This is a genomic window from Kosmotoga arenicorallina S304 (genome assembly GCF_001636545.1).
Classification (GTDB): Bacteria; Thermotogota; Thermotogae; order Petrotogales; family Kosmotogaceae; genus Kosmotoga_B; species Kosmotoga_B arenicorallina.
In genome coordinates, this window is the sequence record NZ_JFHK01000002.1 from 104,959 (window position 1) to 117,723 (window position 12,765).

Genomic DNA, 12,765 nt, shown 5'->3' on the forward strand with positions numbered 1-12,765 from the left:
TCTTTCATGGGGGTGGTTTTTATAAAAGGATCAACTCGCAGAAAGTTAATCGGCTTTTTCATACTCCTGCCAACCCTTGTTTCTCTGGGGATTTTCGTTTATGGATTTATAGGCTGGACAGTAAGGGTATCTTTTTCAAATTGGAACAGCTTTTCCAGATTGATGAAAGGTGAATATGTCTTTGTTGGGCTTAGAAATTATTTCCGGCTCTTTGAAGATCCGAGATTTCAAACGGACTTATGGAATACATTTTTCTTTACACTCTTTTTCATTTTGGGGTGCCTCTCACTGGGAATATTGCTGGCTTCGCTTCTTGACAAAGGTCTTAAAGGGTCAAGGATTTTCCAGAATTTGTTCCTTTTTCCAATGGCGATATCCTTTGTCGTAACAGGAACCGTTTGGAGCTGGATTTTCGCACCAGGCATTCTGCCAAAATTCCCCCAGGGAATGAACCTTCTCTATAAATTGCTGGGTCTTGAGTCTCTACAATGGAAATGGTATACGAGCACGGCTTCGATTTTTAATTTCAATCTCGCCTTAATTCCTGTTATAATAGCCGCTATATGGCAGTTATCCGGTTACACCATGGCTATGTATCTTGCAGGATTGAGGGGTATAGACCAAGCGCTCATTGAAGCGGCAAAAGTCGATGGCGCTTCCAACAGGCAGATTTTTTGGAAAATAAAGTTCCCCATTCTCAAACCAATTACGCTTAGCGCGATGATTGTTCTCGGGCATATCTCATTGAAGATCTTCGATCTGGTCTATTCAATGACCGGAAGCGGTCCTAACAATGTTACTGATGTTCCTGCAATATATATGTTTGAAACGACATTCAGGGCAAATAAATATGCTACTGGATCTGCAATAGCAATGGTAATGCTTGTCATGGTCGCTATTGTTATAGTGCCCTATCTTATCTCATCTATGAAAAGGGAAGTGGGCAAATGAATAGAGCAAACAAGATATTTACATACATCCTGCTGGTCATTTTTGCTGCGTTTTTCCTCATCCCAATATACGTTTTGATTTCCACGAGCTTCAAACCATTGCAGGAAGTTAGCCTTGAAAAAATGTGGTTCCTGCCTACCAGGCCTTCCCTGGACGGTTTTGAGAAGGCTTTCAGCAAGCTATCACCAAACCTGAAAAACAGTTTTATTCTTGTAATACCGGCTACGATTATTTCCGCATTAGTAGGATCAATAAATGGATATGTGCTTTCAAAAATAAAGTTCAAGGGATCTAACCTTTTGTTCACTTTAATACTTTTTGGTATGTTCATCCCCTATCAAAGCGTGCTTTTCCCTGTGATTCGATTTTTACAGAGTATCAATTTGTATGGCTCAATATGGGGGCTGGTTGTCCTTCATATTATTTACGGGCTTCCTATTACAACACTCATTTTCAGGAATTACTATGCCGAAGTACCCACAGAGCTCATAGAAGCTGCCCATATAGATGGTGCGGGTATCTTTAAGGCTTATTGGAAGGTTTTGTTTCCCATATCACTTCCCGGTTTTGTGGTAGTCATAATATGGCAATTCACGAACATATGGAACGAATTCCTCTTTGCTGTTACTGTAACCAGTGATCCCACAAAGCAACCAATCACCGTTGCCCTTGTAAACCTTGCCGGGAGTAAAGTCGTGGAGTGGAACGTACAAATGGCGGGGGCTCTGCTTGCAGCCCTTCCAACTCTGCTGGTTTATGTCTTATTGGGAAAATATTTTTTAAGGGGTCTTCTCGCAGGTTCAGTAAAAGGGTGAGATGGTATATAATACTTTTAGATAAATTTTAAAAAGGATTGATAATATGCGCAAGGGGATGACTCTGGCAGAGCTCTTAGCGGCACTTTCTATCTCGTCAATAGTGATAATCACAATACTGGTGCTAACTGTATTTTTCATCCGCACCGGAGGGCGAATCATGAAATCTAACATTCTCGATGAAGAAGCGACGAAATTGCAGACCTCGCTTGACTATATTATTTCGAGAAACTGGAACGGTCTCTCTGAGATACTTGATGAACATACCATTTATTTTTTAACTTCTGTCCCTCAATATACTGAAGAAGGCTTTACAGGTTTTGCAACAATTACACAAATGATTTTTTTCGACGAAACATCAAAAAGAGTTATTTATACTTTTCCTGCGACTCCTGATGGAACAGTTACAAGTGTTATCGCTGAAAATATAAGTGATATTGATTTTTCAGCTGGTGGCGAAACCCAGTGGCTTACTTATGATGCCACTCTATCTTATGAGGGGGTTATTAGAAGAACTAATGGGGCGGTGAGGTTCTTTTGAAGAGAGGATTCTCGCTGGTAGAGACGATAATAGCCCTGCTTGTTGTGGGTATTTTTCTCATTTCGAGTCTCTATATTATGAGCCGCATCAAAGAAGTTTCAAGCGAAAACCAGCATGCGGTGAGATTTCTTGCAGCAAAATCAGCTATAGTGGACTTTTTTATGTATTCGCCATCTGCCACAAATTTAAAAACAGGTATTGATCAGTTGCTTGATAATGTAGGACTTCATGAATTTGAAGTGACCAAAGATGTAAGTTTTACGAATCCTGGTGGCGACGAGAACATAATTTTATACGAAGTGGAAATCATGGATACACTTACCGGAAGGAGTGAGGGCTTCTATGTTGTCAGTTATAAAGAGAAATAAAAAGGGTAATGTATTGACCATAACTCTTTTCGTCATGGTTTTTGCTTCGATGGTATTGACAACCATGAGCCTTCAGCTCAATCGAACCATAAAACGCTCCAGGGAATATTCGATGGTTCGGTCCGTTCAAAATACCTGTGAAAATCTCGTCAACCTTTCAGCTGGTTTTCTCAGCGACAGATATGCCAAATTGTACTTCAACGACTCATGGCCGGAAGTTGGAGAATTTATAGATTTTGTAAGTTCCAGAGGCGGTCTGGAAGGCTATCTTTGGGGGGAGAGCCTGGAAACGCTCAAAAATGCGAACTGCTTATTGCTAACAAGCGATCCTGAGTTTCAAAATCTTCTCGCCTCTCAACCGTGGATTGAAGGTTATGATGCAACGGCTGTCCTATACAATATAGGAGATAGGTATGTTCTGATTAGTTCAGCTGAAAGAAATGGCATGACAAGATATGCTGTTGCGACGCTCGGAGAAATTTATGAAGTGATTCCTGTGCTTGCCACATCTTATCCCGGAAAGACCTTTTCGGAACTAAAAACAACAAAAAAAGGAAAAAATAAAATCGGCAAAGGAGACTTCTTTGCAGGACCTGTTGTTATTTTGGGTGAAGCTATCGTTTCTTCGGGAGACCCGGCGAATATATTTCTGGGAGACCTATACGCGTCAGATGTAAACCTTCCGCCTGAAACTTCTGACTTTGTTTATACTAAGATAGCTACATCAGCAGAAGAATATCTTTCTCAAAAAACAGCGGAAACCGTTGAAAAGCTCAGCTCGCTCGCTTCTGTTACTGTCGAGTATCCCTATGATATTTTACCTGCTTCCTTAACTGAGGATACACTTTTGGTTGTAAAATCTCCCAGTCCAGATGTTCCGGTATATGTTACCTTCGATACTAATTACGATGCTAAAAAAAAGGTTGACCCAGCAACTAAAATCACTTTCACGTCCGGAGGGCAATCTTTTAATATAAATCTTGATGACTATGGTATTGATTATCTTAATGTGCTGATTGAAGGAGATGCTGTTTTTGACTATAGTTCACAAGCTAGTGATCCACATAAAGCCTTGGCTGTTGTGGGGAAGTATGACATAATAGCTACCGGGGATGTAGTTATAAATTCCAACCTCATATACAGGGATTATTATCAAGCTTTCAACAATGGACAGGGAAACAGCGATGTTGCCAACCAGGGAATCAGCAGCCTTTCAGATCTTTCAGATGTGCTCTCAAAAAGAGCCATTAACGATTTACTTTCCATCACATCCCTCGGTGGAGATGTTTACATGTACTATAAACAGGGAAATGGCAACTCCAGTCATGGCATAAAAACCGTTACAGCAAGAGTAAAAGCACTGCCCAAAGATGGAAAAGGTGGTAAAGTAGTCTTTCCTGATCTTGACCAGGTCTCTTCAGGGGGGCATAACAGCCAGCTGTTCATAGTAGGTGGGATTACAGCCTTGAGTATTGAAGGGGATCTTGACCAATATCTTGATAATCTCTTCGGAGTACCTGATCAGGTACTTACGAATTACCTCAAAAAGAAGTTACGCCTTTTTGGCCTGAGGAGCTGGTAAGTTACAGTATTGATTTAGGCAATCGCATCTTCACCGTTTTAAGAGGGTTCACCACCTGACTTATCTGCAAATCACAAGAAATGCTTGCAAGCATATAGGCATCTTCAAAAGTGATACGCTTTTTCTCTGAAATATAATCGACAGTATATCTTACCGCATTTTTTATAGCAGTATCGAGAGCTTTATCGCTTGAAAGGAAATAGATCGCGTCATCTGTCTCCACAATGGGTTCGCTTATCTGTAAATCTTCCAGAACCACTTTGATTTCAACTAAAGCCCTTGTTTCTACACCCGTTCCGCATACTTCGCCCTGACCCATGAGTGCATGAACGTCTCCAATAGCTAGCAAAGCTCCTTCAGTAAAAACAGGGAGCTTGACGGTACTGCCCACAGTGATTTCCAGAGTATCAAGATTTCCTCCGTGCGCTCCCGGTACACCGCAGGGTATCGAGCCTATAAAAGGAGCAACTCCAATAACTCCAATCATGGGCTTTAGATCGAGTCGCATCGTGTCAAAAACAGCTTGATTGTTTTCCATTTTAACAACTTTCGTCATGCTCTTATTAACAGAATCACCTAACACCCCAAAACCCGGATATAACTCTATTACACCCTGTGTATCAAGCTCAATGCGCTTTATTTCTATCGATATAGTTTTACCTGGTAGTGCATTTCTTACGAAAATGGGCCCCGTTGCCGGGTTGACTTTTGAAAAATCAAAATCCTTATCAAGCCTTTGGCTTTCATGTACGATCTTGTGGCTGAAGCAGTCTTCGGTCTCAATGAGGATTTCATCACCCGGGTTTATATACAATGCGGGTTTGTTGGTTTTTGACATCTCATATACAACGTTACCTCTCTTTAATCTGTACATCACAGCACCTCCGCTTCCTTTTCAAACAATTTTACACTTTTGGATGCAATGCCAATAACAAAATCGCACACAATAACAACTCCTTGACACAAGGCATTTGCGCGCAATTTTTTGACTTGAATTGCAGAGAAATTTTATGATAAACTCTTTTATCATGGAATATCTTTTTTAGGGGGTGAAAGCATGAAAAAAGCTCTTCTTATCGTTCTCGTTTTAACGCTAGCTCTTTTTGTCTTTGCAAAAGGACACATTACCATTGGTACAACCGACAAAATCAGGATTCTTGACCCGGCAGATTGTTATGACTATTTTTCCAGCAATATTCTCCAAAACATCATGGTAGGCCTTGTGGATTACGAAGTAGGGGGAACAGAGATAATTCCCTGGTTAGCTGAAAGCTGGGACATATCAGAAGATGGTCTCGTTTATACTTTCCATCTAAGGAAAGATGCCAAATTTATGAATGGGCACCCGCTTGATGCTAATGCCTTGAAATTCTCCTTTGACAGGGTGATTGCGTTAAATGGTGACCCCGCTTTCCTTCTCTCCGATATCGTAGCTGAAACAAAAGTTGTAGATGATTACACCTTTGAGGTTACGCTGGAGTACCCATTCTCTGCCTTTATAGCTGTTTTAGGCTACACTGTCGCATATCCTGTTGACCCTGCCGTAGTGCCTGCTGACGATTTCTTCTATGACGCGCCTGTGGCTTCTGGTCCATACTACATTGCTGACTGGGAAAGGGATGTTCAGTTGATTCTGAAGGCTAATCCCGATTATTTTGGGCCAAAACCAAAGACAGATACGATTGTAATAAGGTTCTACCAGAATGCAAGCACTTTAAGACTTGCTCTCGAGAGTGGAGAAATTGATGTAGCTTACAGGACTCTGGATCCTCGTGACCTGCTCATATTGAAGAGTGATCCCAGATATGTTGTTTATGAAGGCCAGAGCCCCGCTATAAGAGAACTCGTGTTTAACGTTCAAATGCCTCCATATAACAATGTCAATATAAGGAAAGCCATAGCTTACGCTGTTGACAGGAGTTACATAGTCAATGATGTATTTGCTGGAACAGTAGAGCCTCTCTACACCCTTGTACCAATTGGAATGTGGAGTCATCTTGATGTTATGCCTGAAAGAGATCTGGAAATGGCAAAGGAACTTCTGAAAAAGGAAGGTTATTCAGAAGATAATCCTCTCGAAATAGAACTCTGGTACACACCGAGCCATTATGGTTCAACAGAAGCAGATGTTGTCCAGGTTTTGAAAGAAGCCATTGAAGAAACAGGCATGGTTAAAGTTGATATCAAGTACGCAGAATGGGCAACATATATTGACTATTTCATAAATGGCTATATGGGTGCCTTCCTTCTTGGCTGGTATCCGGACTATCTTGATCCTGACGACTACCTCTGGCCTTTCCTTTCAAAATCAGGGGCTGCATCAATGGGTGCTTTCTATGAAAACTCACTTATTGAAACCATGATGATCCAGGCCAGGGCAGAATCGGATCTGGAAGTAAGAACAGAAATCAACGAAGATGTCCAGAAGGTTCTCGCAATTGACGTGCCTTATGTACCTCTGTGGCAGGGTAAGCAATATTGTGTCACCTTCCCCTATGTCAAAGGTGTGGTTTTAGAACCTTCACAGATCTTCAGGTACTATCTCCTTTATACCGAGGAATAAAAATATGCTCTCGCCGGGTCGAAAGACCCGGCATTTATAAACATAAACAGGGGGTGCTTCCGTGTCGTTAAAGTGGTACATAATAACCAGAATTCTTCTGGCTATCCCCATGTTCTTCATTCTTTTGTTTTTAATTTTCCTTGTTTTGCGCATTCTTCCAGGAGATCCCGTGCTTGCGATGCTTGGTGGAAAAGCTCCCTTATCTGTTATAGAAGCAAAAAGGCACGAACTTGGATATGATAAGCCACTTCTGAATCAATTCGGGAACTACCTGGTCGGGATTATTAAAGGGGATCTTGGCAGATCGGCTTTAACAAAAAGGCCTATCGCTGACGAGATTGCTGATAAACTGCCTGCGACCATAGAATTAACGATTTTCGGTTTCATCATCGCTCTTGTAATCGGTATTTTCTGGGGAGCCGAGGCTACAAAAAGGCATGGTGGTGTACTCGATATAACCGGAAGGGTTTATGCCATTTTTATTTACTCAATTCCCGTGTTCTGGTTAGGTATGCTCTTTCAATGGCTTTTTGGTGTTCAATTGAAATGGCTCCCAATAGCTGGAAGGATTTCTCCGCTTCTAAAACCGGACAAAATAACCGGCATGTATTTATTCGATTCTCTTTTTACCTGGAATATTGAGGCTTTGAAAGATGCGAGCCTTCATATTATCTTACCAAGTCTTGCTTTGGGGCTTATTATATCAAGCGTCTTTCTAAGGATGGTAAGAGGCAACATGGTATTAATGCTCTCTCAGGACTTTGTAAAAGCCGCTAGGGCAAGAGGCATCAAAGAAAACCGTGTCATTTACCGACACGCCTTGAAAAACGCATTTGTACCTATCATGACAGTAATGGGACTTCAGCTTGCTGCATTGATGGCCGGAGCAGTGTTGACCGAAACTACCTTTTCCTGGCCAGGAATAGGCTCATACCTGGTTGAAAAGATAAGATACAGAGACTTTCCTGCCATACAGGGGACCATTGCCGTTTATGCCATCATTGTTGTAGCAATAAGCATCGTCGTTGACATAATAAACGCATTGGTTGACCCAAGGGTCAGGTATTGAGGTGATTGCATGCAGGAATGGAGTTTATCATACAGATTAGGTAAGGGGTTAAGAAGACTTTTCAGGGATAAATCAGGGATTATGGCTTTTGTGGGTCTGGCAATCCTTTTGACTTATTTAATAATGGCCGTTTTTGCACCTTATTTATCTCCTTATGACCCTGTAAAACGCTCCGGAAGGGCCTTTTCTGCGCCATCAAAGGAGCATTGGTTTGGAACTACAAATCTCGGATATGACGTATTAAGCAGAATAATTTACGGTGCAAGAATAGCACTTAAAATTGCTTTTCTTGCCGTTGTAGTCGCAGCAGCCATTGGTATTCCGCTGGGATTGATTTCCGGTTATGTAGGCGGTGCCTTTGATAGGATTCTCAGCATGTTTATGGATGCCATCTATTCTTTCCCCGGTCTAATATTGGCAATTGCCATTGCCGCTGTTCTGGGACCGGGAGTTATAAATGTCGCACTTTCGATAGCTGTAATATATGCCCCGACATATTTCAGGGTCATAAGAAATCAAGTTACTTCTTTGAAAGACCAGCTTTTCGTTGAAGCCGCAAGAGCCATGGGAGCGAGGAATTTTACCATTTTAGGCAGATATATTTTACCCAATGTGTTGCCTTCTGTAATTGTCGTCCTTTCTATGAATCTGGCTGATGCGATTATGACCGAAGCTGGACTGAGCTTTCTAGGACTAGGAATTTCACCGCCGACTCCAGACTGGGGTTATGACCTATCCAATGGTCAAAGGTTTTTGCTTTTAAATTACTGGTGGATGATTCTCTTCCCGGGATTCGCCATAATAACTATTGTTCTGGGTTTCAGCCTTTTCAGCGAGGGACTTAACGAGTTCCTTAATCCCAACGTTGGCGAAACCAGGAGGTGATAGTGGATGTTGCTTGAGTTAAAAGATTTGACGGTTAAATACAAAACGCGTGAGGGAAGAGTGCTTGCTGTCGACAAAGTGAGTCTGCCACTTGAAGAAAAGAAGACCCTTGGCCTTGTAGGAGAGTCTGGTTGTGGAAAATCAACACTCGGTGGTGCTATATTGGGCATCTTACCCAGAGAAACACAAATCACCGGAAAAGTCATTTTTAGCGGAACTGACTTAACTTCAATGCCCAGTAAGGAGCTTAGATCCATAAGGGGAAAAGACATTTCTATGATCTTTCAGGACCCTATGACTTCATTGAATCCTGTGATGAAGTTACGAGATCACTTTATCGAAACCATATTTACACATACGCAGACTTCAAAAGAGAATGCAATAGCTCTGGCTGAGCAGGCTCTAAAAGAAGTGGGGATTTCCTCTAACAGGCTTAATGATTACCCTTTCCAGCTTAGCGGCGGAATGCGCCAACGGGTCATGATAGCCCTCTCGCTTGTTTTGAACCCGAAATTGGTAATTGCCGATGAGCCCACGACGAGTCTTGACGTTATAGTTCAAGCACAAATTTTGCAATTGCTGAAAGGATTACAGGAAAAATTCAAGATGGCTATGATTCTTATCACACATGACCTGGGAGTTGTTGCTGAAGCTGCTGACGATATAGGGGTCATGTATGGAGGTCATCTTGTTGAATACGCACCAAAACTTGAGCTATATAAAGATCCACTTCATCCTTACACAAAAGATCTCCTTGCTTCCGTGCCGAACACAGATATAAATGACAAAGAGCTGAGGTTTATTCCGGGATATCCTCCAGATTTGATGAATCCCCCAAAAGGTTGCCGCTATGCTGATAGATGCGCAAAAGTAAAGGAAATTTGTAAGCAAAAAATCCCGCCTGATGTACGCATGGATGATGGCAGACTGGTTAAGTGCTGGTTATATGGAGAGGGTGAAAAAAATGATGCTTGAAGTGAAAAACCTTGTAAAACACTTTCCTATAAGACAATCGTTCTTCAAAACACTGCTGACAGGTCAAAAAAAGTTCGTCCATGCGGTAAACAATATTAGTTTCAATATAGAAGAAGGGCAAACACTGGGGCTTGTCGGAGAGTCTGGAAGCGGAAAAACGACTACTGGAAGGCTGGTGTTAAGACTTATCGAACCTACCAATGGTAGTATTATATACCGCGGAACAGATATTACTGCTCTTGAAAAAGAACCTCTCAGGAAGCTAAGAAAAGAAATACAAATTATTTTTCAAGATCCTCTGGCTGCACTTAATCCTTATATGAAAATAGGAGACGCTATCAGACATCCCCTTGATATACACGGTATAGGAAGTCGTGAAGAGCGACATGATATGGTTCTTGATATGTTATCGAGAGTAAATCTGGAACCCGCTTCAGATTTTTTTAAACGATATCCGAGAGAGCTTTCAGGAGGCCAACGGCAGAGAGTAGTAATAGCAAGAGCTCTAATCACAAGGCCAAAATTCATAGTAGCTGATGAAGCTGTGGCCATGCTGGATGTATCTGTTAGATCCCAATTGCTGGACTTGATGCTGAAATTAAAAGAGGAATTCGATCTCACCTATTTGTTCATTACTCACGATCTTGCAACGACAAAATATATATGTGACCGTATAGCTGTCATGTATCTGGGAACTATTGTGGAAACGGGCTCTTTTGAGGAAATCTACAAAAACCCATCTCATCCTTATACAAAGGCGCTTATTTCTGCCGTTCCTGAACCAGATCCTGAAACAAAAAAGGAAAAAATGATTCCTGCTGGTGAAGTTCCCAATGCTGTTGACCTGCCCTCGGGTTGTTTCTTTCACCCAAGATGTCCCTACGTTATGGATAAGTGCAAAGTGGAAGAACCACCGGAGATTAAATTAAGCAAAACAAGAATGGTAAAGTGTCACCTCTTCGGTCGTTAATGTTAACGCTTCTGCGGTTTTCGCAGAAGCATTTCTTTTTGCAATGTTCTTTTCTTTTCAGACTTTTCCACGAATATTTTCTTTGCGCTAAAAGGATCCATTTCTGTATAGAACATGGTAGTAGAAAAAGTCATAGGGGTCGGCGTAAAAATTTGTATCTGACGGGGTGTATACCCCATTTTTGACTTAACATAACTGCGTAATTCTTCCATGTGCTTTAGCTTGCAACCGGGATGAGCGGCAATGAAATAACCTACAAGATACAATTTCCGGTTTCCTTTTGTTGCCTTGAAAAGCGATATAAACCTATCGAGAACTTCTTTTCCGGGCTTTCCCATTAAAGCAAGCACATCTTCCGAAATATGTTCTGGAGCGATTTTCAACTGTCCGGAAATATGATGTTCAATGAGTTCATTTAAGAACTTCATCCCGTTTTTTCTATCTGCAAGTATGAGATCATATCTAATGCCAGAAGATATGAATACGTGTTTGACTCTTTCCAGTTTTCTTATCTGTCTAAGCAGTCTGATATAAGGATCATGATTGACTCTTAGAGCAGGGCAAACTTTTGGAAAGAGACAGCGCTTTTCATGGCAAGCACCTTTTTCGAACTTTATTGAGCATTCAAAGCCATACATATTAGCTGATGGACCTCCAACATCAGTAATTGTGCCTTTGAAGTCTTTGCGCTGTGATATAAGTTTCGCTTCACTTAAAATAGAATCAGAGCTTCTGCTTATCACATATCGGCCCTGATGTAGAGTTATGGCACAGAAATTACACTCTCCATAACATCCCCGGTGGGTTGTTATTGAGAATTTTACAGTCTCAATCGCCTTAACTTTTCCCAACTTGATAGATTCTGGATGCACTTCTCTTGTGTAAGGAAGGGAATAAATTCGATCAAGCTCCTCAGAGGAAATGAGCTCTAGTGGATTTTGAATAACGTAACGGGTATCTTGTTTTTGATATATTTTAGTTCCCCTTATTGGGTCGGTCTCGTCATAAATGGTCCGGAAGGCTTTTACATAAGCCAGTTTGTCTATTGATATCTCATCATAAGAGGGAATCTCGATCCCTTTATCGGGTTTGTTTGAGCTCCAGAAAACTATCCCGGGTATTTCGGAGCCAATTTCACCCTTTTCTGCGATTGATCTTGCAATTTTTATTATGCTTTTTTCAGCCATTCCATAGGCTATTACGTCTGCCTTTGCATCAACAAGAACCGATTTTCGAACCCTGTTGCTCCACCAATCATAGTGGGCAAATCGCCTGAGGCTTGCCTCTATTCCCCCGAGCACAATTCTGGCACCACCAAAAGCCCTTTTTATCAGGTTGGAATATACCAAAGTTGCTCTATCCGGTCTCTTCCCACCCAAACCGCCTGGAGTGTAGTCATCACTTCTTCTTCTCTTTTTTGAAGCAGTGTAATTGGCGACCATGGAATCAACATTCCCTGCTGTAACCCCAAAGAACAATCTGGGTCTTCCAAGGGCTGTGATATCGTCAAGGGATCTCCAATCAGGCTGAGAAATGACTCCCACTCTGAATCCTTCTGATTGAAGCACTCTTGCAATAACTGCGACCCCAAAAGAGGGGTGATCAACATAAGCATCACCAGTAACAAGTATTATGTCAACCTCTTTCCAACCCAATTTCTTCATCTCGTGCCTTGTCATAGGCAGATGTTTCATGTTTCCACCTCTCAAAACAAACTGGAAAGTGAGACTATAAGCCGGATTCTGTCTTAGGTAGTCATCTATCTGGGAGATGCGTTCCCGCATCCCTCAAGCGTCCTACCCGGAAGGGGATTCGGCGGGCATCCTCAAACCCTTCCTGCTTGGACTTGCTCCGGATGGGGGTTACCAAGCATCCGGGTCACCCCGGACCTGGTGGGCTCTTACCCCACCGTTCCACCCTTGCTTTTCAGCGGTCTTCATCTCTATGGCCCTTACCGGGGATCGCTCCCCCTGGGAATTACCCAGCATCCTTGCCCGTGGAGTCCGGACTTTCCTCGGCATGCGCCGCGACTACCCGTCTCACTTT

At 42.1% G+C, this 12,765-nt stretch carries 12 protein-coding genes and 1 other RNA gene; 10 read left to right on the forward strand and 3 right to left on the reverse strand.

What is annotated here, in order from left to right; genetic code table 11:
• Positions 1-6: 6 nt before the first annotated feature.
• From AT15_RS00775 to AT15_RS00795, 5 genes are all read left to right on the forward strand, one after another.
• Entirely contained in the window at positions 7-951 is a 945-nt protein-coding gene (locus AT15_RS00775; protein WP_068345387.1) for a carbohydrate ABC transporter permease, read from the forward strand.
• Positions 948-1,766, forward strand: coding sequence for a carbohydrate ABC transporter permease (locus AT15_RS00780; protein WP_068345388.1), 819 nt, complete (start codon positions 948-950; stop codon positions 1,764-1,766). The genes AT15_RS00775 and AT15_RS00780 overlap by 4 nt, the downstream gene beginning before the upstream one ends.
• 160 nt (positions 1,767-1,926) lie before the next feature.
• Positions 1,927-2,307, forward strand: a complete 381-nt coding sequence (locus tag AT15_RS00785) for a hypothetical protein (protein ID WP_068345389.1) — start codon at positions 1,927-1,929, stop codon at positions 2,305-2,307.
• Positions 2,304-2,675 (forward strand): type II secretion system protein, encoded by a 372-nt coding sequence (locus tag AT15_RS00790; RefSeq protein ID WP_068345390.1) that lies wholly within the window; start codon positions 2,304-2,306, stop codon positions 2,673-2,675. The genes AT15_RS00785 and AT15_RS00790 overlap by 4 nt, the downstream gene beginning before the upstream one ends.
• Entirely contained in the window at positions 2,650-4,257 is a 1,608-nt protein-coding gene (locus AT15_RS00795) for a hypothetical protein (protein ID WP_068345393.1), read from the forward strand. Before AT15_RS00790 ends, AT15_RS00795 begins: the two co-directional genes overlap by 26 nt.
• Before the next feature lies 1 nt (position 4,258).
• On the opposite strand, the gene AT15_RS00800 is transcribed toward AT15_RS00795, so the two are convergent.
• On the reverse strand, positions 4,259-5,131 hold the full coding sequence (locus AT15_RS00800) for an acetamidase/formamidase family protein (RefSeq protein WP_235598465.1): 873 nt from the start codon (positions 5,129-5,131) through the stop codon (positions 4,259-4,261).
• A 183-nt stretch (positions 5,132-5,314) separates the two neighbouring features.
• On the opposite strand from AT15_RS00800, the gene AT15_RS00805 reads away from it, so the two are divergent.
• From AT15_RS00805 to AT15_RS00825, 5 genes are all read left to right on the forward strand, one after another.
• Positions 5,315-6,820, forward strand: a complete 1,506-nt coding sequence (locus AT15_RS00805; protein ID WP_068345396.1) for an ABC transporter substrate-binding protein — start codon at positions 5,315-5,317, stop codon at positions 6,818-6,820.
• A 61-nt stretch (positions 6,821-6,881) separates the two neighbouring features.
• Complete coding sequence (locus AT15_RS00810; RefSeq protein ID WP_068345398.1) at positions 6,882-7,889, forward strand: ABC transporter permease; 1,008 nt, start codon at positions 6,882-6,884, stop codon at positions 7,887-7,889.
• 9 nt (positions 7,890-7,898) lie between these two features.
• Positions 7,899-8,774 (forward strand): ABC transporter permease, encoded by an 876-nt coding sequence (locus AT15_RS00815; RefSeq protein ID WP_068345400.1) that lies wholly within the window; start codon positions 7,899-7,901, stop codon positions 8,772-8,774.
• A gap of 6 nt (positions 8,775-8,780) precedes the next feature.
• Entirely contained in the window at positions 8,781-9,749 is a 969-nt protein-coding gene (locus AT15_RS00820) for an ABC transporter ATP-binding protein (protein ID WP_068345402.1), read from the forward strand.
• Positions 9,742-10,719 (forward strand): ABC transporter ATP-binding protein, encoded by a 978-nt coding sequence (locus tag AT15_RS00825; RefSeq protein ID WP_068345721.1) that lies wholly within the window; start codon positions 9,742-9,744, stop codon positions 10,717-10,719. Before AT15_RS00820 ends, AT15_RS00825 begins: the two co-directional genes overlap by 8 nt.
• Before the next feature lie 2 nt (positions 10,720-10,721).
• Here AT15_RS00825 and AT15_RS00830 read toward each other — a convergent pair whose 3' ends face one another.
• Both AT15_RS00830 and rnpB read right to left on the reverse strand, forming a co-directional pair.
• Entirely contained in the window at positions 10,722-12,413 is a 1,692-nt protein-coding gene (locus tag AT15_RS00830; RefSeq protein ID WP_068345723.1) for a YgiQ family radical SAM protein, read from the reverse strand.
• Between the two features lie 21 nt (positions 12,414-12,434).
• An RNA gene (gene rnpB, locus AT15_RS00835) (RNase P RNA component class A) lies at positions 12,435-12,765 on the reverse strand.

What these genes read in the sequence shown, in the direction of transcription:
- AT15_RS00775 (WP_068345387.1), top strand. Translation starts at nt 7, where the DNA reads ATGGGGGTGGTTTTTATAAAAGGATCAACTCGCAGAAAGTTAATCGGC.
- AT15_RS00780 (WP_068345388.1), top strand. Translation starts at nt 948, where the DNA reads ATGAATAGAGCAAACAAGATATTTACATACATCCTGCTGGTCATTTTT.
- AT15_RS00785 (WP_068345389.1), top strand. Translation starts at nt 1,927, where the DNA reads ATGAAATCTAACATTCTCGATGAAGAAGCGACGAAATTGCAGACCTCG.
- AT15_RS00795 (WP_068345393.1), top strand. Translation starts at nt 2,650, where the DNA reads ATGTTGTCAGTTATAAAGAGAAATAAAAAGGGTAATGTATTGACCATA.
- AT15_RS00800 (WP_235598465.1), bottom strand. Translation starts at nt 5,131, where the DNA reads ATGTACAGATTAAAGAGAGGTAACGTTGTATATGAGATGTCAAAAACC.
- AT15_RS00805 (WP_068345396.1), top strand. Translation starts at nt 5,315, where the DNA reads ATGAAAAAAGCTCTTCTTATCGTTCTCGTTTTAACGCTAGCTCTTTTT.
- AT15_RS00815 (WP_068345400.1), top strand. Translation starts at nt 7,899, where the DNA reads ATGCAGGAATGGAGTTTATCATACAGATTAGGTAAGGGGTTAAGAAGA.
- AT15_RS00820 (WP_068345402.1), top strand. Translation starts at nt 8,781, where the DNA reads ATGTTGCTTGAGTTAAAAGATTTGACGGTTAAATACAAAACGCGTGAG.
- AT15_RS00825 (WP_068345721.1), top strand. Translation starts at nt 9,742, where the DNA reads ATGCTTGAAGTGAAAAACCTTGTAAAACACTTTCCTATAAGACAATCG.
- AT15_RS00830 (WP_068345723.1), bottom strand. Translation starts at nt 12,413, where the DNA reads ATGAAACATCTGCCTATGACAAGGCACGAGATGAAGAAATTGGGTTGG.